This is a genomic window from Streptomyces deccanensis, assembly GCF_022385335.1.
Classification (GTDB): Bacteria; Actinomycetota; Actinomycetes; order Streptomycetales; family Streptomycetaceae; genus Streptomyces; species Streptomyces deccanensis.
On sequence record NZ_CP092431.1, the window covers coordinates 4,345,032 to 4,364,564 of the forward strand.

Genomic DNA, 19,533 nt, shown 5'->3' on the forward strand with positions numbered 1-19,533 from the left:
CGCACGGACACCCCACGCATGTCGATCAGTTACGCTCGGTGACACCCAGCCAGGGCGAACCGACAGTCCCTAGTGGGGCTCCGACGCCCCCACCCCCCGCGTCCGCTCGTCCGCCGCCCCACCGGCTCCCACCAGCCCCTTGGCCACCCCGCGCAGCCGCGGCTCCATCCGCCGCACCTCGCGCGGCGCGAACGTCCCGATGAGCCCCGGGAGATACCCGCGTACGCCCTGCATCCCCCGCAGCCACCACTGCCCGTACACATGACTGGACCGCCGCTCGATCCCCGCGACGAGCCGGTCCACGGCCGGCCCCAGCGGATACGTCTTCCCGGCCGGCCACGGCAGCCGCTCCCGCAACTCCCGCAGCGCCTCGTCCTTGTCGGCCCCGCGCACCATGTCCGTGTCGGTCCAGGACAGATACCCGACCCCGACGCCCACCCCCTGGTGCCCGACCTCGGCCCGCAGACAGTGCGCGTACGCCTCGACGCCCGACTTGGACGCGCAGTATGCCGTCATCATCGGCGCCGGGGTGATCGCCGCGAGGGAGGCGATCTGCAGCAGATACCCCCGGCTCTCGATCAGCGCCGGCAGGAACGCCCGCCCGGTGACGGCCGATCCGACGAGGTTGACCTCGATGACCCGCCGCCAGGATTCGGGGTCGGAGTCCACGAACGGCCCGCTGTTGGCGACACCCGCGTTGGCGACGACGATGTCGACCCGCCCGAACCGCTCCTTCACCTCGGCCGCGACCCGCGTCATCACCTCGTGGTCGGTCACGTCGGCGTGCCAGTACTCGCTCTCCCCGTACAGCCGCTCCGACACCCGCTTCAGCTCGTCCGGTTCGAGGCCGACCAGCGCGACCTTCACCCCCCGCACCGAGAGCTTGCGCGCGAGGAGTTCCCCGACGCCCCGCGCGGCCCCGGTGACGACCGCGACCCGCCCCTCCAGGGTGCTGCCGTTGCTCATGCGCCCGCCTCCTCCAACTCGTCCCGCCCCGCGGGTACGTACATCTCCACCAGCTCGCGTATGCGCGCGGTGACCGCTTCCGGCGCCTCCACCGGCGCCATGTGTCCCACCCCGGTCAGCTCGCTCACGCCCACGCAGTCGGGCAGCGCGGCGGCCAGCGCCCGCGCGTGCACGGGCGGGGTCATCCGGTCCGCCGTACCCACGACGACGGCCGTCGGCACCGTCAACTCCCGTACGCCGTGGTCGAGATCGAGCGAGTCGAGGACGTGCGACCAGGCATGACGCACCCGGGCGGGGCACGCGTGCACGATCCGCGCGCACGCCTCCACCATCACCGGCGACGAACCGGGGCCCATCGTGGCGTACTTGAGGATCCGCCGGGCGACCGGCGTGACCGGCCCGAGCGGCGCCCGTGAGCCGAGGACCTTCCGGGTGAGCCAGGTGCGCAGGCGCCCCGGCCGCAGCGGCACGACCAGCGACTCGTCGACCAGCTTCGAACTGCCCGTGCTGCACAGCAGGACCGCCGCCGCGTGCTCACGGAAGCCCGGCCGCCCGGCGGCGGCCATCACGGTCATCCCGCCCATGGAGTGCCCGGCCAGCACCGCCTTCTCGCCCGGCGCGAGCGTCGCCCCGAGCACCGCCTCCAGATCGTCGGCGAGGCCGTCCGCGGTGCACACGGCGGACGCGGGACTGCGGCCGTGCCCACGCTGGTCGTAGACGACGACCCGGTGGTCGACGGCGAGGTCGCGGACCTGCGCGGCCCAGTACGCGGTCGAGCAGGTCCAGCCGTGCACGAGCACCACCGTCGGCGCGTCCTGCGGCCCGTGCACCTCGACGTGCAGCCGCGCCCCGTCGGCGGACACGGCCGCCAACTCCCGTACGGCCACGGGCGGTGCGTACGGCCCGTGCTTCACATGCGTCAGTCGGGTCACGCCCCCGCCTCCACCTTCTCCGTGTCCTGCTCCGTGTCCGTCGCCCCGCCGCTGTTCCTCGTACCCGGCGGGGCGACCCGCACCACCTCGTACTCGCTCAGGTCGACCCGCCGGGTCGCGCTGCGGAACTCGGTGGTGGTGCCCGGCCAGACGGTCGTGTTGCGGCCGCTCGCGTCGAGGTACCAGCTCGTGCAGCCCCCGGTGTTCCACACCGTGCGCTCCATGCGCTTCTGCACCCGCGCGGTCCAGGCGTCCACGGCGGCGGGCCGGGCATCGAGCGCCACCCGACCGCCCAGCACGTCCAACTGCCGTACGAAGTCGGCCATGTAATTGAGCTGCGACTCGATCATCAGGATCATGCTGGAGTTCCCGAGCCCCGTGTTGGGCCCGATGATCGTCATCCAGTTGGGGAACCCGGCGGCCGACGCCCCGCGCAGCGACCGCATCCCGCTCTCCGCCCACGCCTCGGCGAGCGTGCGCCCGTCGGCGCCCACGACCCGGTCGGCGATGGGCATGTCGGTGACATGGAACCCGGTGCCGAAGACGATCGCGTCGACCTCGGCGGCGGTCCCGTCGGCGGCGACGAGCGTGGAGCCGTCGACCTTGGCCAGCCCGGAGGCGACCACGTCGACGTTGGGCCGGGTGAGCGCCGGATAGTAGGTGTTGGACAGCAGGATGCGCTTGCAGCCGATGCGGTAGTCCGGGGTGAGGCGGGCCCGCAGCTCCGGGTCACTGACGCTCCGAGCCATGTGCCGCTTCGCCAACCGCTCCACCAGACCCAGCTGGTTCGGCCGCTTGGTGAAGGCCTGCACCTGCAACTCCCGTACGCCCCACAGCAGTCCGCGCCGGGCCTGGGCGGTGAACGGCAGCCGCTCGTGCAGCCACCGCTCGGCGCCGCTGATGCCCCGGTCGACACGCGGCAGCACCCAGGGCGGCGTCCGCTGGAAGAGGGTCAGCCGGCCGACCTCGGGCTGGATCGCCGGCACGATCTGGATCGCGGAGGCGCCCGTACCGATCATCGCGACCCGCTTGCCGCGCAGGTCGTAGCCGTGGTCCCAGCGGGCGGAGTGGAACACCTTCCCGGGGAAGGAGCCGAGCCCCGGCAGCTCGTCCTCGGTCGGCACCTTGGGGTCGGAGAGCGGCCCGGTGGCGGAGACGACGAAGTCGGCGGAGAGCGCCCCACCGCTGGTCTCGATGTCCCAGCACAGCCGCTCCGCGTCCCAGGCCATGCGCAGCACCTCGGAGTCGAACCGAAGGTGCGGCCGCAGCCCGAAGGTGTCCGCCACATGCTCCAGATAGGCCCGGATGTGCTCCTGCCCGGAGAAGGCGCGCGGCCAGGCGTAGTTCGGCGCGAACGAGAACGAGTACAGATGCGACGGCACGTCACAGGCGCAGCCGGGATAGTCGTTGTCCCGCCAGGTGCCGCCGACCGATCCGGCCCGTTCCAGGACGACGAAGTCGGTGATCCCCTCGCGCCGCAGCCGTACGGCCGCACCGAGCCCGCCGAACCCGGACCCGATCACCGCCACCCGCACATGCGGCCGGTCCGCGCCCTCGTTCCCGCCCTTGTGCTCGCCCATCCGGTACCTCCACGCCTCATCGCGTGCGCCCACCGCGTTCGCACCTCGTATCGGCGCCAGTAATCACTGGCGCAGTGGGAGCGTAGGGCAGGACCGTACCGATGGGTAGGGGTCGCGCACTCTGGAGTTACCAGCGGTACGACATAGGCTGCGCGGGTGGCAGATGACGGCGAGCGAGACAGCGGGCGGGACGCCGAGCGGCACGGCGCGCGACACGAGTACCGCATGGAGGAACTGGCCGAGGCGGCCGGCATCACCGTACGCACCCTGCGCTTCTACCGGGAGCGCAGACTGATCCCCCCGCCCCGCCGCGAGGGCCGCATCGCCTGGTACGACGACACCCACCTGGCCCGGCTGCGCACGATCGCGGCCCTGCTGGAACGCGGCCACACCCTCAGCGGCATAGCGGAGCTGGCCGAGGCGTTCGACCAGGGGCGCGACGTGGGCGACCTGCTCGGCCTCGGCGCACCCACCGAGGAGGTGCCGGTCCGCCTCACCCCCGAGCAACTCGCCGACCACTTCGGCGACCAGGCCACCTCGGAGAACCTCGCCGCCGCCCTCGACCTCGGCTACCTCGGCACCGACGGGAGCGAGATCGTCCACATCAGCCGCCGCCTCCTCGACGTCTCGGCCGCACTGGTCCGCGAGGGCGTCCCCCTCGCGGACGTCCTCGCCGCGGGCCGCCGCGTCCGCGAACACGCCGACGCCCTGGCCACCCTCTTCACCGACCTCATCCTCACCCAACCGGGCCGCACCCCCGACGACCTCCGCCGCCTGCGCCCCCTGGCAAAGAGCGTGGCGGAGGCGGAACTGTCGCTGGCACTGGACCGGCGGTTGCGCCGGACGGACCCGCACGACGGGGATCACTGACCGAAGCCCCGGGGAAAGCGGCGGACTCCGGCCGGTCAGAGGTCGTAGACCACCGTCACCGGCGCGTGGTCCGACCAGCGCTCCGCATGGGTCGCGGCCCGCTCCACGAAGCCCTTGACCGCCTTGCCGGCGAGCCCGGCCGTGGCCACCTGGTAGTCGATGCGCCACCCTGCATCGTTGTCGAAGGCCCGCCCCCGGTACGACCACCAGGTGTAGGGCCCCTCGACGTCGGGGTGCAGGGCGCGCAGTACATCGACGTACGCCCCGTCCGCCTCGTCGAACACCCGCCCCAGCCACGCCCGCTCCTCCGGCAGGAACCCGGAGTTCTTCTGGTTCGCGCGCCAGTTCTTGAGGTCGGCCGGCTGGTGGGCGATGTTCCAGTCGCCGCAGACGACCACCTCGCGCCCGTCGGCGGCGGCACGCTCGCGCAGCTCCTTCAGATAGGCGAGGAACTCGTCCATGAACCGGACCTTCTCGTCCTGCCGCTCGGTCCCCACCTCGCCGGAGGGAAGGTAGAGGCTGGCCACGGTGACACCGGGCAGATCGGCCTCCACGTACCGTCCGCTGCCGTCGAACTCGGCCGATCCGAAGCCGATGCGGACGCTGTCGGGCTCACGGCGGCTGTAGAGCGACACCCCCGCGCGCCCCTTGGCGGCGGCCGGGGCGTGCACGACGTGCCATCCCTCGGGCTGCCGCACCCCCTCGGGGAGCTGTTCCGGTTCGGCCCGCACCTCCTGGAGGCACACCACGTCCGCCGAGGTCCCGGCGAGCCACTCCACGAAGCCCTTCTTCGCGGCGGCCCGCAGCCCGTTCACATTCACAGAGGTCACAGTCAGCACCCCGGCACGATACCCGTACCTTGGACAGGGTCCAGTTTCCGACGAAGATCACACCGGACGGACGCCGCAGAGCGAACCTGGAGCATGCGCATGCATAGATGTACGATGCCTGACATGATTATCCGCCGGGTCGCCTTCGACCACCCCGACGCCGTCAAGCTGAACGACGAGGTCCAGGCCGAGTACGGCGTCCGCTACGGCGACGAGGGCGACGCGACCCCCATGGACCCGGCGCACTTCGTCCCGCCGACCGGGCTCTACCTGATCGCCTACGACGAGCACGGCACCCCTCTCGCCACCGGCGGCTGGCGCACCCAGGACGCCAACGACGAGGGGAACCAGGACGGGGACGCCGAGATCAAGCGGATGTACGTGACACCCGGGGCCCGGGGCCTGGGTCTGGCCCGCCGCATACTGGGCGAACTGGAGTCCGACGCCCGCGCCCGCGGCCGTACCCGCATGGTCCTGGAGACCGGCTCCAAGCAGCCCGAGGCCGTGGCCCTCTACACCTCCAGCGGCTACGAGCCCTGCGCCAAGTTCGGCTACTACCGCTTCCACGAACTGAGCCTGTGCTTCGCGAAGCCGCTCCACCCCTGACGCGGGCCCGGTAAATCCCGGTGCCCGCCGGGGTGTCGGGCCCCTACGGTGTGCCCGTGACGAAGAACACCCGCCTCCGCCGTCTCGTCGTGGGCGACACCACCTGGCACTGGACCGTCCGTCAACGCTCCAACGTCGCCTACTCCCACTGCCACCTGAAGCTGTCGCTCTACCCCGAGGGCCCCCGGGGCCGCCGCCTGGTCCTGCTCTTCAGCCCGTCCGAGGGCCGCGCGGTCTCGAACTGCTACTTCGACTCCGGCGCCCTGGTCCGCCTCTCGGACCACACCTACCTCAACCTCCACGAGCCCGGCACGGTCCGCCGCCTCCTGGACGCCGCCGCCCCGAACCTGGCCCGCCACCCGGACGCCCATACGCTCGAGGTGAACGGCTGGCCATACTTCGACGCCATCACGGAACCGGCGCCGAACGCCGCCGCCTCGTCCTGACAACACGTCAGAGCCCCCAGCGGTTTTCACCACTGGGGGCTCTGAGCTGTGCGTGGACCTGTGGGGATTTGAACCCCAGACCCCCTCGATGCGAACGAGGTGCGCTACCGGACTGCGCCACAGGCCCTTGCAACGAGTGAAACTCTAGCACCCCGATCGCGCTGCTCGGAAATCCGTATCCGCGAGGCCGGCCGCAGGCCGCCGGGCGGCTTGCGGCCGGCCTCGCGGCTGGTCAGTGGAGGGGGAGATCCGAGGCCGCGAAGGTCACTCGTTGGCCGCGCGCGGCCGGTCGCCGTCCTCGTACTGGTCGAAGAGCGGCGTACGCCCCCGCTCCCGGGAGCGGCGCGCGGACGCGGCCCGGCGGGCGTCGGAACGTCCCCCGTCGGGTGCGTCGGCCGCCTCCCCGGGACCGGTGTCGTCCGCGCCCTCCTCGCCACCGCGCTCCCCCTCCGGCGCGCGCCCGGAGGCGCTCGGGGAGTTCGCGGGGGCGCCCGACGAGCCGTGCGGGTCGGCCGCGCTGGAGCGCGCGGAGCTCCACGCGTCCGGGGCGCCGAGGTCGACCCCGGAGGTGGCCCGGGGCGCGACCGGCGCGGTGACGTACGTGGGGAGCGGCACCGGGACCGGGTCCCAGCTGTCGCCCTGGCCGGGCCGCCGCTGGCGCTCGCGTTGCTGGTCGACCCACTCGGCGTGGTCGGTCTGCTCGACGAGGGCGCGGCGGTCGGCCGCGAGCGCGGTCAGCTCGGCCCGGGTCTCCTCGCTCTCGGGTCCGTCCTCCGGTTCGTCGGTGTCCACCGGATCCGGCGCGGGGCGCCGCCGCTGGGGCTGCCGCTCCCGCAGTCGCTGGGCCGCCACCTCGGCCTGCCGCCGGTCCATGGTGTACGCGAACCGCTTCAGCTCCTGGCGACGCAGATGCGCGATGTAGGTGCTCAGCAGCACCGCCGGTACGGCCGGCGCCCACAGGAAGGCGAGTCCGCCGACCGCCGCGACGACCGTGCCGAGCGAGAAGGCGAGGAAGAGCATCACGGTCGTACGCCGGCGGCGCGCGAGCACCTTCAAGCGCTGGGCCCGCGCCTTGGCCTCCGCCGAGTCACCCCGGCGTGCGCCCGCCGTCTGCCCGCTCGGCCGCTTCACCCGCGCGGGGGCGGGCACTTGGGCCGCCCCCTGCTGGGCCGCGCCCTCCTTGGCCGCGGGCGCGCCGCCCTGCTGGGGCACCGGCTTCGCCTGCGCGGCAGCCTGTGTCGCCGGTTTCCCGGGGTGCTGTGGCTGCTGCTGGCCCTGCTGCGGTGACTCACCCCGCTCCAGGGGCAGTTGTGCCTTCGTGTGCTCCCGGTGCGGGGGCATGGCGAAGGCCCGGACGTCCACCGAGTCGGTGACGTCGTCCGGTTCGGCGCTGGGCTCCCCCTCGTCGGTGGAGCGCGCCCGCAGGTCCCTGGCGTAACGGCGCTCCATCCCCGCCCGGCCGGAAAGCAGCCGGATGGCGGTGCTGAAGCGTTCCGTCGGACGGGCTTCGTTCAGCTCGTCCTGCCTACGGAGCCACATCGGCACCAAGTAGGCGGCCCAGGCCCCGACGATGACTGCGTAGATGAGGCCGCTGCTGCTCACGCCTCACACGGTAGAGGGGTTTGCGTGAGGCCATCCGCCAATTGAGCCGGTGTGTCGCACGATCTGGCTGATATTTCGAGCTTTTTTTGTGACCGATCCGATCAGCGGGCCGCCGAGAGCGCGAAATTAACGTGCCGAGAACGCACCGACTCGTTCAACCCGGTCGTTCGCCCGGCAGTCGGCCGTACATCCGTGCCCTCTTTTTCGAACACATATTTCATTTATTAGGGCTGGCCGGGCTTGCCGGCGTCGGATCCCGCGTTCCGCGCGTTCCGTGCCCGTTCCCGCTGCCAGCGGCCGAGCAGACCCTCGGGCACCTCTTCGGCGGTGAGCGCGAAGACGAGATGGTCGCGCCAGGCGCCGTCGATGTGAAGATATCGTGGACGAAGGCCTTCCTCGCGGAATCCGAGTTTCTCCACGACCCGTCGGCTGGGCCGATTCTCGGGGCGAATACAGACCTCGATGCGGTGCAGTCCGACGGTCCGGAAGCAGTGGTCGACGACGAGCGCGACCGCCGTCGGCATCACGCCCCGCCCGGCCACCGATTCGTCGACCCAGTAGCCGACGTGGCCGGAGCACATGGAGCCCCAGGTGATCCCGGCGACCGTCAACTGCCCGACCAGCCGCCCCTGGTACTCGATCACGAACGGCAGCATCCGGCCCGCGTTCGCCTCCGCCCGCAGATGGCGGACCATCTGACGGTACGTCGGCCGGTGCGCGATGGGCCCGCTGGGCGTCGGCGGCGGAATGGTCGCTTCCCAGGGCCGCAGCCAGTCCCGGTTGCGCCGGTTGACCTCGCGCCAGGCCCGCTGGTCGCGCATCCTTATGGGCCGGAGGACGACCTCGCCGTCCACCAGCACCACGGGCCAGGATGGGCTGTTCAGCTCGCACCCCCACGGGGTCTGGAGGGGTCCTCCTCGGCCGGGGAGCCGCCGGGGGCCGGCCTCTGGTGGTCCCCGCCGCTGATCTGGTCCACCGCGTGGGTCAACAGGGGTCCCAGGACGGCCAGGCCGTCCCGTACGCCGCCGGTCGAGCCCGGCAGGTTGACGATCAGCGTGCCGCGCGCGACGCCGGCGAGGCCTCGGGAGAGCGCGGCCGTGGGGACCTTGTCCCGGCCGTACGCCCTGATCGCCTCGGGGATGCCGGGCACCTCGTGGTCGAGGACGGCGCGGGTGGCCTCGGGGGTGCGGTCGGTGGGCGAGATGCCTGTGCCGCCGGTCGTGACGATCACGTCGTACCCGGCGTCCACACCCGCCCGCAGCGCGGCTTCCACCGGGTCGCCGTCGGGCACGACCTGCGGGCCGTCGACGGCGAAGCCGAACGCCCGGAGGCCCTCGGCGATCAGGGGTCCGCCCCGGTCCTCGTAGACACCGGCGGAGGCACGGTTTGAGGCGGTCACGACCAGCGCGCGGTACCGCTCGGGGCCGGTGTCCCCGGTGGGCGGGGTCATGCCCGGCTCCAGTCGCCCGACTTGCCGCCCGTCTTCTCCTCGACACGGACGTCCGTGATGACCGCGCCCTTGTCGACCGCCTTGACCATGTCGATCACGGTGAGGGCGGCCACGGAGACCGCGGTGAGGGCCTCCATCTCGACGCCCGTACGGTCGGTGGTCTTCACGGTCGCGCGGATCTCGACGGCGTCGTCCGCGACCGCCAGGTCGACCTTGACGCCCGAGACCGCCAGCGGGTGGCAGAGCGGGATCAGGTCGGGGGTGCGCTTGGCGCCCATGATCCCGGCGATGCGCGCGGTGGCGAGGGCGTCGCCCTTGGGCACCCCCTCGCCGCGCAGCAGTTCCACCACCGCCGGCGAGACCAGGACCCGGCCGCTGGCGCGGGCGGTGCGCGCGGTCACGTCCTTCCCGGAGACGTCGACCATGCGGGCTGCGCCCGCCTCGTCGATGTGGGTCAGTCGGTCCTGCGGCGTACTCATGGTGGTGTGGCGCTCCCGGTCGGGGCCCGTCGCGGTGCGGCGCGCGGTGTGTTGTGCGCGACACGGTACGCCACCCTCGATGCTTCAGCCGAGCAGGACGACCTCGACCTCCGTACCGGGCTCGACGGACTCGGTGTCCTCGGGGATCACGATGAGCGCGTCGGCGTGCGCGAGGGCGGCGACGAGGTGCGATCCGGCGCCGCCCACGGGGGTGACCTCGCCGTCGGTGTACGTCCCGCGCAGGTACTGCCGGCGGCCCGCGGGCGAGGTCAGCGCCTTGGGGGCCCGCAGGGTCGCCGTGGTGGTCGGCCGGTGGACGTCGTCGAGGCCCATCAGGGTGCGGATGGCGGGCCGGACGAAGAGTTCGAAGGAGACGTACGACGACACCGGGTTGCCGGGGAGGGCGAGGAGCGGGGTGTGGTCGGGGCCGATGGTGCCGAAGCCCTGGGGCTTGCCGGGCTGCATGGCGAGCTTGCGGAAGTCGATGCCGGCGCCCTCCTCGTCCTCGTCGCCGACGGACTCCAGGGCCTCCTTGACGACGTCGTACGCGCCGACGCTGACGCCGCCGGTGGTGACCACCAGGTCGGCGCGGACCAACTGGTCGTCGATGGTGGAGCGGAGGGTCTCGGCGTCGTCGGCGACGGCCCCGACGCGGTAGGCGATGGCGCCCGCGTCCCGGGCGGCGGCGGTGAGGGCGAAGCTGTTGGAGTCGTAGATCTGGCCGGAGGCCAGGGTGTCGCCCGGCGGGATCAGTTCGCTGCCGGTGGAGAGCACCACCACGCGCGGGCGCGGGCGTACGCGTACGGAGGCGCGGCCGATGGCGGCGAGCAGGCCGATCTGGGGCGGGCCGAGGATCGTGCCCGCCGCCAGGGCGCGTTCGCCGGCCTTGACGTCGCTGCCCTCCGCGCGCACGTGCGCGCGTGCCTCGGCGGCGCGGTGCACGGCGACCTGGCCGGTGGCGCCCTCGGGGCTCGCGCTGCGGGCGCGCATCCCGGAGACGGGTCCCTCGCCGAGGCCGCCGTCGGTCCACTCGACCGGGACCACCGCCTCCGCGCCGGGCGGCAGGGGGGCGCCGGTCATGATGCGGGCGGCCTCGCCGGGGCCCACCCGGGGCTGTTCGGTCTGGCCCGCCGCGACGTCGCCGATCACCGTGAGCACGGCGGGGAACTCCTCGCTCGCGCCCGCCACGTCCGCGACCCGCACCGCGTACCCGTCCATGGAGCTGTTGTCGAACGGCGGCAGTGACACCGGCACCGTGACGTCCTCGACCAGGACGCAGCCCTGGGCGTCGAGGAGTTGCAGCTCGATGGGTTCCAGGGGGCGCACGGTGGCGAGGATGTCCTCCAGGTGCTCGGTCACCGACCAGAGGTGGTCCCGGCCGGTGGTGCGGGTCGCGGCGGTGCTCAATTCGGCTACATCTCCTCGGCTACGTAACTGCGAAGCCAGGTCCGGAAGTCCGGGCCCAGGTCTTCACGTTCGCACGCGAGTCTGACAATGGCACGCAGGTAGTCGCCACGGTCCCCGGTGTCATAGCGGCGGCCCTTGAAGACGACGCCGTGCACGGGGCCGCCGACCTTCTCGTCCGCGGCGAGCTGCTGGAGGGCGTCGGTGAGCTGGATCTCGCCGCCGCGGCCGGGCTCGGTCTGCCGCAGGACGTCGAAGATCTGCGGGGCGAGGACATAGCGGCCGATGATCGCGTAGTTCGACGGGGCGTCGGCCGGGTCCGGCTTCTCGACCATGCCCGTGACCTTGACGACGTCGCCGTCCTCGGTGGCCTCCACGGCCGCGCAGCCGTAGAGGTGGATCTGCTCCGGCGCGACCTCCATGAGGGCGATGACGCTGCCGCCGTTGCACTCCTGCACCTCGACCATGCGCTGCAGGAGGGGGTCGCGGGGGTCGATCAGGTCGTCGCCGAGGAGGACCGCGAAGGGTTCGTCGCCGACGTGCGGGGCGGCGCACAGCACGGCGTGGCCGAGGCCCTTGGGGTCGCCCTGGCGGACGTAGTGGATGGTCGCGAGGTCGCTGGACTCCTGGACCTTGGCGAGCCGGTGGGCGTCGTTCTTCTTCTGGAGGGCGGACTCCAGCTCGTGGTTGCGGTCGAAGTGGTCCTCGAGGGGGCGCTTGTTGCGGCCGGTGATCATCAGGACGTCGTCGAGTCCCGCCGCCGCGGCCTCCTCCACCACGTACTGGATCGCCGGCTTGTCCACCACCGGCAGCATCTCCTTGGGAGTCGCCTTGGTGGCCGGCAGGAACCGGGTTCCCAGACCCGCCGCGGGAATGACAGCCTTGCTGATCCTGGGGTTCGCCTCACTCATGGGCGGAACCATATCCGGTGCCTTTGTGGGGAATCTGTGGCTCCGATGAATTCGTTCTCATATGAGCCGATTACGAAGAATACTGGAGTCACCTGTGAGCCGGATGGGACCTGAACCGGAGCTTTCCAAGCGAATGTTGCGACGAGAGCTCCTCCTGGTGAGGAACGGGTTGACGCCGGATGACGTCCGGAAAACGACGGCCGCCCTTGCGGACCGGGCCCTCGATCTGCCCGAACTGGCGCACGCGCGCACGGTCGCGGCGTACGTGTCCGTGGGGAGCGAACCGGGCACCCTCGCGCTCCTCGACGCACTCCGCGCGCGGGGCGTGCGCGTCCTGCTCCCGGTGCTGCTGCCCGACAACGACCTCGACTGGGGCGTCTACGCGGGAGAGGCCTCCCTCGCGCGCGTGCGGCACGGCGGCCGCATGGAACTCCTCGAACCCGCGGGCGAGCGGCTCGGCCCGGACGCCGTGACCACCACCGACGTCGTCCTGCTGCCGGGCCTGGCGGTCGACGCGCGCGGGATGCGCCTCGGCCGGGGCGGCGGCTCCTACGACCGCGTCCTGGCCCGCCTGGACCGCGCGGGCGCCGACCCGGCGCTGGCGGTGCTCCTCTACGACACGGAGGTGCTGGACCGCGTCCCGGAGGAGCCGCACGACCGCCCGGTGCACGCGGTGGTGACGCCGTCGGGGGTACGACGGTTCCGGTGATCCGGACATGAAAGCGGCCTCCACGCGTGCGTGGAGGCCGCTTTCCGTGTTCAGCCGGGCGTCACGGTTTGAGCAGCAGCGTGTCGCTCGTGCCGTCCTCGACCGCCTTGTCCGAGAACGACCACGTCAGCAGCTCCCCCTTGACCCACTTGTCGGTCTGGTCGGTGTAGTGCGCGTTGTACGCGTGCCCGGAGGCGCCGGTGAGGTTGATCCACTTGGACTTGTCGAGGTCCCCGAGGTTCACCACCATCCGCATCGAGGGCACCCAGACGACCTCGTAGCCGCCTGCCGCGTTCCAGCCGGTGGCGTTGACCGTGGCCTCGCCGCCACCGAGCTTCCAGGGGCCGCGGTTGAGCATGTACTGCAGGAAACCGGGGCCCTCGGTGCCGAGGGTCTGGTTCTTCAGGAACAGGCGGTGCAGCCGGCCCCAGCTCCAGCTGTCGATGTCCTTGCCGAGCTTGGCGGTCAGCTCCCAGCGGGCGTCCCGCATGGCCCGCTGGAACAGCTCGTCCCGGGTGTCGGCGGCCTTCAGGTTGCGCATCTTCGGCGTGGACCACCAGGCGCTGTCCTGGTCGTCGACGAGCCGGCGCACCACCTCGAACCAGCGGTCGCCGCCGTCCGGCTGCGCCTGGTCCGCGTCGCGCCTGCCGCACTCGCGCACCTCCCGGTCCTCGTCGGCGGGCCCGGTGGTGTCGACCGGCTCGACCGACAGGCACTGGCCCTCGACGCGCAGTTCCTTGGGCAGCTTGTCGCCGAAGGCGAGCTTGAGGATGTTGCGCCAGACCGAGTTGAAGTACGCGGCGGCCGCCGAGTCGGCGTCCTGGGTGTAGTCCCAGCCCTCCAGAAGCTTCTGCGCCTCGCGGACGTGCTTGTCGCCGACGTCGATCTTGAGCAGCAGCGGCACCAGCAGCTTGGCGATCTCGCTGCTGTTGTCCATCTGCATCTGCCGCATGTCGTCGGTGGAGATCTTGCCGCCACCCTTGATCTTGGACTCGATCAGGCTGGTGATCCGCTGCGCGCGCGTGCCGTAGCCGAAGTCCGTGGTGAGGGTGTACGGGTACTTCATGTCGACGACGGCCTGGTTGGCGGTGACGATGTAGCCGCGCTCCGGGTCGTACTCGTAGGGCAGTTCGTCCTCGTCGATGTAGCCGGTCCAGCGGTACCGCGGGTCCCAGCCCGGCGCGGGCAGCGAGCCGTCGCCCTTGCCCCGGGTGGGGATCCTGCCGGGCAGCTGGTAGCCGATGTGGCCCTCGGTGTCGGCGTAGATCAGGTTCTGCGAGGGGACGTCGAACAGGGCGGCGGCCTCGCGGAAGTCGTCCCAGCCCTTGGCCCGGTTCATGGCGAAGACGGCGTCCATGGAGGTGCCGGGGTCGAGCGCGGTCCAGCGCAGGGCGATGCCGTAGCCGTCGCCGCGGTCGGGGGCGTCCTGGTCGACCGTGGCCTTCTTGCCGACCTGGACGAGTTCGTCGTTGCGGTCGGAGAGCAGGGGGCCGTTGTTGGTGGTGCGGACGACGATCGTCTTGGACGTGCCGCCGGCGACCTCGATGGTCTCCTCGCGGGTGTCGAACGGCAGGACCTTCGAGCCGTACTGGTAGCCGTCGCCGGTGAGCTTCTCCAGGTAGAGGTCGGTGACGTCGACGCCGGAGTTGGTCATGCCCCAGGCGATGTCGGCGTTGTGGCCGATGACCACGCCGGGCATGCCGGAGAAGGTGTAGCCGGAGACGTCGTACTGGCACTTCGCCGAGACGGACTTGCAGTGCAGGCCCATCTGGTACCAGACCGAGGGCAGCGACGCCGACAGGTGCGGGTCGTTGGCCAGCAGCGGCTTGCCGGTGATGGTGTGGTCGCCGGAGACGACCCAGGAGTTGGAGCCGATGCCGTTGCCGTTCACACCGACGGCCTCGGGCAGGTCCTCCAGGACGTTGTAGAGGCCGTCCAGCTGCGTCTGGAGGTCTCCGGAGTCGGTGGACGTGCCGGCGGTGCCCGTGCCCGTCCCGGTGCCCCCGGTGCCCTGCGTGGAGCCGCCGGTGCCCTGCGTGGAGCCGTCGGCGTTCTGCGTCGAACCCGACCCGTCCGACCAGGTCTTGGTCAGCTCGTCGTACTGGCCTTCCCGCACGATCGTCCCGTTGCGGCTGTACGGGTACTGCGGGTACAGGTCGGCGATCTGCTTGGGGCCGAGGCGGCTGGTCATCAGGGCGCGGTCGATCTCGTCCTGCATGTTGCCGCGCAGGTCCCAGGCCATCGCCTTCAGCCAGGCGATCGAGTCGACCGGGGTCCACTCCTCGGGCTTGTAGTCGTTCGCGAAGCCTAGGGCCGCGTACTCGACGGAGATCTCGTCGCCGTCCTTGCCGGCCAGGTAGGCGTTGACCCCCTTGGCGTACGCGTCGAGGTACTTCTTCGTCTCGGCCGAGAGCGTCTTCTTGTACTCCTCCTCGGCGATCCGGTGCCAGCCGAGGGTGCGCAGGAACTCGTCGTTGTCGACCTGGCCCTCGCCGAACATCTCCGAGAGGCGGCCGGCCGTCATGTGGCGGCGGACGTCCATCTCGTAGAACCGGTCCTGCGCCTGGACGTAGCCCTGCGCCATGAACAGGTCCTCGTCGGAGGAGGCGTAGATCTGCGGGATCCCGTACCCGTCGCGCTTGACGTCGACCGGTCCCGTCAGACCGTCCAGGGTTATCGAACCCTTGGTCTGCGGGAAGGAGGCGCGCACGGTGGAGACGGACCAGAACGCCCCGTAGCCGACGCCACCGATGATGGCCAGGACCAGGACGATCAGGAGAAGACGGACTTTGCGCCCCTTCTTCCTGCCGGACTTGCCGGACTGCTGGCCGGAGGGGGTGGTGTCGGTGGGCATCGCTGTCCTTGCTGTCCTAACACGAGCGGCAGGTCGGGCTGTGCTTTGTACTGAACGCTGGAGCAACCATAGGCGCAGGGTCCGACACGACTTGACGCGGAGTCGGGAACTGGCGCGGACGACTGTTCGATCTTGCCCTCGCAAGCGTCAAGAAATCGTCAAGAGTTAGGTAAGGTAACGAAGTACTTGCACTGACGTAACCGCGATCGCACGGTTTCCGTGATCGGCTTCGCATGCCCACCCGCGCGCGTGCCCACATCCGGTGCTCGGCATCCCACACTCGGAACCACGTGCGGTTCGGCAAGAAAGGTACGGCCCGCTGACTGTCCACGATCTCAACCAGCTCCTGCTCGTCTGCTCGCTCGTCCTTCTCGTCGCGGTCGCCGCGGTCCGGATCTCGTCGCGCAGCGGGCTCCCCAGCCTGCTCGTGTACCTGGGCATCGGCATCGCCATGGGCCAGGACGGCATCGGCGACATCCACTTCGACAACGCCGAACTGACCCAGGTCATCGGCTACGCGGCCCTCGTCGTGATCCTGGCGGAGGGCGGCCTCGGCACGAAGTGGAAGGAGATCGAGCCGGCCCTGCGGGCCGCCACCTCACTGGCGCTGGTCGGTGTCGCGACGAGCGTCGGCGTCACGGCCGCGGGCGCGCACTATCTGATCGGGCTGGAGTGGCGGCAGGCACTCATCATCGGCGCGGTCGTGTCCTCCACGGACGCGGCGGCCGTCTTCTCCGTGCTGCGCAGGATCCCCCTCCCCGCGCGCGTGACGGGCACCCTGGAGGCCGAGTCCGGCTTCAACGACGCCCCGGTGGTCATCCTCGTCGCCTCGCTCTCCATGGCCGGACCGGTCGAGCACTGGTACGTCCTGATCGGCGAGATAGTGCTGGAACTCGCGATCGGCGCCGCCATCGGCCTCGCCGTGGGCTGGCTGGGCTCCTGGGGCCTCAGGCATGTGGCACTGCCCGCCTCCGGCCTCTACCCGATCGCCGTCATGGCCATCGCCGTCACCGCCTACGCCGCCGGCGCCCTGGCCCACGGCAGCGGCTTCCTCGCCGTCTACCTGGCCTCCATGGTCCTCGGCAACGCCAAGCTGCCCCACTGGCCGGCCACCCGGGGCTTCGCCGAGGGCGTCGGCTGGATCGCCCAGATCGGCATGTTCGTCCTGCTCGGACTGCTGGTCACACCGCACGAGATGGGCGACGACATCTGGCCCGCGCTCGTCATCGGCCTGGTGCTGACCATGGTGGCGCGCCCCTTGAGCGTCGTCGTCGCGCTGGTGCCGTTCCGGGTGCCGTGGCGCGAGCAGGCCCTGCTCTCCTGGGCCGGGCTGCGCGGCGCGGTGCCCATCATCCTGGCGACGATCCCCATGGTGAGCGGCGTCGAGGGCAGCCGCACGATCTTCAACATCGTCTTCGTGCTCGTCGTCGTCTACACCCTCGTCCAGGGGCCGACGCTGCCCTGGCTGGCCCGCAAGCTGCGCCTCGGCGGCTCCGGCGACGAGGCGGCCGACCTCGGCATCGAATCGGCGCCCCTGGAGCGGCTGCGCGGCCACCTGCTGTCCGTCGCCATCCCCGAGAAGTCCCGCATGCACGGCGTCGAGGTCAACGAACTGCGGCTGCCCGCCGGCGCCGCCGTCACCCTCGTCGTCCGCGACGGCAAGTCCTTCGTGCCCCTGCCGACCACGGTCCTGCGACGCGGCGACGAACTCCTCGTCGTCGCCACCGACCCCGTCCGCGACCAGGCGGAGCGCCGCCTCAGAGCCGTCGGCCAGGGCGGCAAGCTGGCCGACTGGCTGGGGACGGGCAACGGGGGCGGCGACGGGGGTTCGCGGCGCTGAGGCCGGAGGGCGCGGACGCCGTCGTCGTTACGGGCAGGTTTCGCACCGTTCACACCCCCCGGAAAGGGGGGTACGGCCGGTCATGGTGCTCACTTTCACAGGTGACCAGGCCGTTCCCCCTGTACGATGAAGGCGCACTTGATCGGACCAACTCTGTCTGACGCAGAGCTGGCGCGACCGTATGGCGGCCGTCACGCCCCTTCCGTGGGCCCGGCATCTACCGCAGTGGCGCAAGAGGACAGCTCTCGGCGCCCCCCGCACGGGCGCGCTACCAGGCGGCGGAAAGGCACGGCCGTGGCGTCCACGGTCACCTCGAACAGCTCCAACGGTTCCGGCGGCTCCAGCCGTTCGAACACCTCGCACACCTCCAAGGCGTCCCGCCCGGGCTACGGGCAGCTGCTGCGCACCCGTGGCGCGTGGACGTTCCTCCTGCCCGGCTTCGCGGCCCGCCAGCCGTTCGCGATGCTGACGCTCTCCATCGTGCTGCTCGTCCAGCACACCACCGGCTCGTACGGCGCGGCCGGCGCCGTGGCCGCCGCGACCGGCGTCTCCATGGCCCTGTTCGCCCCCTGGAGCGGCCGACTCGCCGACCGGCACGGCCAGCGGGCCGTCCTGATCCCCGGCGTCCTCGTCCACGGCGCGGCCGGCCTCTCCCTCACCGCGCTGGCCCTGATGGACGCCCCCCTGTGGGCGCTCTTCGCCGCCGCCGTGCCCACGGGCGCCTCGGTGCCGCAGATCGGCCCCATGGTGCGGGCCCGCTGGGGCGTCAAGCTCCAGGACTCACCGCTGATGAGCACCGCCGCCGCCTTCGAGTCCGTCACCGACGAGCTGACCTTCGTCCTCGGCCCGCTGCTCGCGACCGCGCTGTGCACCGCCGTGCACCCGGCCGCCGGCCTGCTCACCGAGGCCGCGCTCACCCTGATCGGCGGCCTGCTGTTCGCCGCGCAACGCGCCACGCAGCCGCGGGTCCTCCCCGTCGCCCACGCGCGCGTGGAGCGCGTTTCCGCCCTGTCCGTCCCCGGGGTGCGCGTCCTGATCGTCACCTTCCTGGGCATCGGCTCCGTCTTCGGCGGCATGCAGGTCTCCCTCGCCGCCTTCTCCGAGTCGATCGGCGAGCCCGGCCTGAACGGCGTCCTGTACGGCGTGTTCGCCGCCGGCAACATGCTCTCCGGCATCGTCTGCGGCGCGATCGCCTGGAAGGCGGCCCCGCAGCGGCGCCTGGTGATCGGCTACACGGCTCTCGCGCTGGTCGCCTCCGCCCTGTGGACCGCCGACTCCGTGCTCGTCCTCGCCGCGCTCGGCCTCCTGGTCGGCATGTGCATCGCCCCCGCCCTGATCACCGGCTACACGCTGGTCGACTCCCTGGTCCCGTCCGGCGCCCGTACGGAGGCCTTCACCTGGCTGACCGGCGCGGTCGCGCTCGGCCAGGCGGCCGCCGTCACGGCCGCCGGTCAGCTGGAGGACCGGCTGTGGACCGGCGCCGGTTTCCTGGTGCCGGCGGCCGGTACGGCACTGGCCCTGGCGACCCTGTTCGCGCTGCGTACGCGCCTGATGGGCAGCCCGCGCAGCCGCACCGTCGCGCGTGTCGTCGGTCACCGAGTGCCGGTGACAGTGGACTGATCCCCGGGGAATAGGTCACTATGGACTGTCGTTAGCACTCATCGAGTGAGAGTGCCAGGAGGAAGACCAGTGCCGACGTACCAGTACCAGTGCACCGAATGCGGTGAGGGCCTCGAAGCGGTGCAGAAGTTCACCGACGACGCCCTGACCGAGTGCCCCAGCTGCAATGGCCGCCTCAAGAAGGTGTTCTCCGCGGTCGGCATCGTCTTCAAGGGCTCCGGTTTCTACCGGAACGACAGCCGTGGCTCGTCGTCGAGCAGCAGCCCGGCCACGTCGAAGTCCTCCTCCTCGTCGGATGCGAAGTCCTCGTCGTCCTCGTCGGACACGAAGTCGTCCTCGTCGTCCTCCGAGTCGAAGTCGGCGTCCTCGGGCTCTTCCGCCGCCAGCAGCACGTCGGCGGCGTAGCGGGGGCGCTGCTTGGCGGGGGCGCTGCG

18 protein-coding genes and 1 tRNA gene are annotated in these 19,533 nt (G+C 71.6%); 7 read left to right on the plus strand and 12 right to left on the minus strand.

Features of this window, described 5'->3' with window-relative positions; genetic code table 11:
* Positions 1 to 69: 69 nt before the first annotated feature.
* The 3 genes from L3078_RS19275 to L3078_RS19285 are packed head-to-tail and all read right to left on the minus strand — an operon-like array spanning position 70 to position 3,478.
* On the minus strand, positions 70 to 966 hold the full coding sequence (locus L3078_RS19275; RefSeq protein WP_239755132.1) for an SDR family oxidoreductase: 897 nt from the start codon (positions 964 to 966) through the stop codon (positions 70 to 72).
* Positions 963 to 1,898: an alpha/beta fold hydrolase gene (locus L3078_RS19280; protein ID WP_239755133.1), complete on the minus strand. Its 936-nt coding sequence runs from the start codon at positions 1,896 to 1,898 to the stop codon at positions 963 to 965. The genes L3078_RS19275 and L3078_RS19280 overlap by 4 nt, the downstream gene beginning before the upstream one ends.
* A complete protein-coding gene (locus L3078_RS19285) occupies positions 1,895 to 3,478 on the minus strand; it encodes a flavin-containing monooxygenase (protein ID WP_239755135.1) in 1,584 nt (527 codons plus the stop codon). The genes L3078_RS19280 and L3078_RS19285 overlap by 4 nt, the downstream gene beginning before the upstream one ends.
* 225 nt (positions 3,479 to 3,703) lie before the next feature.
* Here L3078_RS19285 and L3078_RS19290 point away from each other — a divergent pair, with 225 nt between their 5' ends.
* Positions 3,704 to 4,348: a MerR family transcriptional regulator gene (locus L3078_RS19290; protein ID WP_239760380.1), complete on the plus strand. Its 645-nt coding sequence runs from the start codon at positions 3,704 to 3,706 to the stop codon at positions 4,346 to 4,348.
* A gap of 35 nt (positions 4,349 to 4,383) precedes the next feature.
* On the opposite strand, the gene L3078_RS19295 is transcribed toward L3078_RS19290, so the two are convergent.
* On the minus strand, positions 4,384 to 5,187 hold the full coding sequence (locus L3078_RS19295; protein WP_239755137.1) for an exodeoxyribonuclease III: 804 nt from the start codon (positions 5,185 to 5,187) through the stop codon (positions 4,384 to 4,386).
* A 114-nt stretch (positions 5,188 to 5,301) separates the two neighbouring features.
* On the opposite strand from L3078_RS19295, the gene L3078_RS19300 reads away from it, so the two are divergent.
* Together L3078_RS19300 and L3078_RS19305 are read left to right on the plus strand one after the other, a co-directional pair.
* Positions 5,302 to 5,784 carry a GNAT family N-acetyltransferase gene (locus L3078_RS19300; protein WP_239760381.1) on the plus strand — a complete coding sequence of 161 codons (483 nt, stop codon included), beginning with the start codon at positions 5,302 to 5,304 and terminating at the stop codon, positions 5,782 to 5,784.
* Between the two features lie 56 nt (positions 5,785 to 5,840).
* Positions 5,841 to 6,230 (plus strand): hypothetical protein, encoded by a 390-nt coding sequence (locus tag L3078_RS19305; protein ID WP_239755138.1) that lies wholly within the window; start codon positions 5,841 to 5,843, stop codon positions 6,228 to 6,230.
* Between the two features lie 53 nt (positions 6,231 to 6,283).
* On the opposite strand, the gene L3078_RS19310 is transcribed toward L3078_RS19305, so the two are convergent.
* The 7 genes from L3078_RS19310 to galU form a co-directional block, all read right to left on the minus strand.
* Positions 6,284 to 6,357, minus strand: a tRNA-Ala gene (locus L3078_RS19310).
* Positions 6,358 to 6,494: 137 nt separating this feature from the next.
* Positions 6,495 to 7,832 carry a divisome protein SepX/GlpR gene (gene sepX / locus L3078_RS19315; RefSeq protein ID WP_239755139.1) on the minus strand — a complete coding sequence of 446 codons (1,338 nt, stop codon included), beginning with the start codon at positions 7,830 to 7,832 and terminating at the stop codon, positions 6,495 to 6,497.
* 224 nt (positions 7,833 to 8,056) lie between these two features.
* Positions 8,057 to 8,692, minus strand: coding sequence for a GNAT family N-acetyltransferase (locus L3078_RS19320; protein WP_239755140.1), 636 nt, complete (start codon positions 8,690 to 8,692; stop codon positions 8,057 to 8,059).
* 20 nt (positions 8,693 to 8,712) lie between these two features.
* Positions 8,713 to 9,282, minus strand: a complete 570-nt coding sequence (locus L3078_RS19325) for a MogA/MoaB family molybdenum cofactor biosynthesis protein (RefSeq protein ID WP_239755141.1) — start codon at positions 9,280 to 9,282, stop codon at positions 8,713 to 8,715.
* A complete protein-coding gene (gene moaC, locus L3078_RS19330) occupies positions 9,279 to 9,761 on the minus strand; it encodes a cyclic pyranopterin monophosphate synthase MoaC (RefSeq protein ID WP_033531924.1) in 483 nt (160 codons plus the stop codon). Before moaC ends, L3078_RS19325 begins: the two co-directional genes overlap by 4 nt.
* 84 nt (positions 9,762 to 9,845) lie before the next feature.
* Positions 9,846 to 11,168, minus strand: coding sequence for a molybdotransferase-like divisome protein Glp (gene glp, locus L3078_RS19335; RefSeq protein ID WP_239755142.1), 1,323 nt, complete (start codon positions 11,166 to 11,168; stop codon positions 9,846 to 9,848).
* Positions 11,169 to 11,173: 5 nt separating this feature from the next.
* On the minus strand, positions 11,174 to 12,076 hold the full coding sequence (gene galU, locus L3078_RS19340) for a UTP--glucose-1-phosphate uridylyltransferase GalU (protein ID WP_239755143.1): 903 nt from the start codon (positions 12,074 to 12,076) through the stop codon (positions 11,174 to 11,176).
* Between the two features lie 103 nt (positions 12,077 to 12,179).
* Between galU and L3078_RS19345 the strand changes: the two genes are divergently transcribed.
* A complete protein-coding gene (locus L3078_RS19345; protein ID WP_239755144.1) occupies positions 12,180 to 12,785 on the plus strand; it encodes a 5-formyltetrahydrofolate cyclo-ligase in 606 nt (201 codons plus the stop codon).
* Positions 12,786 to 12,846: 61 nt separating this feature from the next.
* On the opposite strand, the gene L3078_RS19350 is transcribed toward L3078_RS19345, so the two are convergent.
* Complete coding sequence (locus tag L3078_RS19350; RefSeq protein ID WP_239755145.1) at positions 12,847 to 15,639, minus strand: penicillin acylase family protein; 2,793 nt, start codon at positions 15,637 to 15,639, stop codon at positions 12,847 to 12,849.
* A 262-nt stretch (positions 15,640 to 15,901) separates the two neighbouring features.
* On the opposite strand from L3078_RS19350, the gene L3078_RS19355 reads away from it, so the two are divergent.
* From L3078_RS19355 to L3078_RS19365, 3 genes are all read left to right on the plus strand, one after another.
* Positions 15,902 to 17,479: a potassium/proton antiporter gene (locus L3078_RS19355; RefSeq protein WP_239755147.1), complete on the plus strand. Its 1,578-nt coding sequence runs from the start codon at positions 15,902 to 15,904 to the stop codon at positions 17,477 to 17,479.
* Between the two features lie 294 nt (positions 17,480 to 17,773).
* A complete protein-coding gene (locus tag L3078_RS19360; RefSeq protein ID WP_420864076.1) occupies positions 17,774 to 19,099 on the plus strand; it encodes an MFS transporter in 1,326 nt (441 codons plus the stop codon).
* 69 nt (positions 19,100 to 19,168) lie between these two features.
* Positions 19,169 to 19,504: an FmdB family zinc ribbon protein gene (locus tag L3078_RS19365; RefSeq protein WP_239755149.1), complete on the plus strand. Its 336-nt coding sequence runs from the start codon at positions 19,169 to 19,171 to the stop codon at positions 19,502 to 19,504.
* Positions 19,505 to 19,533 lie beyond the last annotated feature (29 nt).

What these genes read in the sequence shown, in the direction of transcription:
- L3078_RS19300 (WP_239760381.1), top strand. Translation starts at nt 5,302, where the DNA reads ATGATTATCCGCCGGGTCGCCTTCGACCACCCCGACGCCGTCAAGCTG.
- L3078_RS19345 (WP_239755144.1), top strand. Translation starts at nt 12,180, where the DNA reads ATGGGACCTGAACCGGAGCTTTCCAAGCGAATGTTGCGACGAGAGCTC.
- L3078_RS19325 (WP_239755141.1), bottom strand. Translation starts at nt 9,282, where the DNA reads ATGACCCCGCCCACCGGGGACACCGGCCCCGAGCGGTACCGCGCGCTG.
- L3078_RS19290 (WP_239760380.1), top strand. Translation starts at nt 3,704, where the DNA reads ATGGAGGAACTGGCCGAGGCGGCCGGCATCACCGTACGCACCCTGCGC.
- L3078_RS19285 (WP_239755135.1), bottom strand. Translation starts at nt 3,478, where the DNA reads ATGGGCGAGCACAAGGGCGGGAACGAGGGCGCGGACCGGCCGCATGTG.
- L3078_RS19350 (WP_239755145.1), bottom strand. Translation starts at nt 15,639, where the DNA reads ATGCCCACCGACACCACCCCCTCCGGCCAGCAGTCCGGCAAGTCCGGC.
- galU (WP_239755143.1), bottom strand. Translation starts at nt 12,076, where the DNA reads ATGAGTGAGGCGAACCCCAGGATCAGCAAGGCTGTCATTCCCGCGGCG.
- moaC (WP_033531924.1), bottom strand. Translation starts at nt 9,761, where the DNA reads ATGAGTACGCCGCAGGACCGACTGACCCACATCGACGAGGCGGGCGCA.
- L3078_RS19275 (WP_239755132.1), bottom strand. Translation starts at nt 966, where the DNA reads ATGAGCAACGGCAGCACCCTGGAGGGGCGGGTCGCGGTCGTCACCGGG.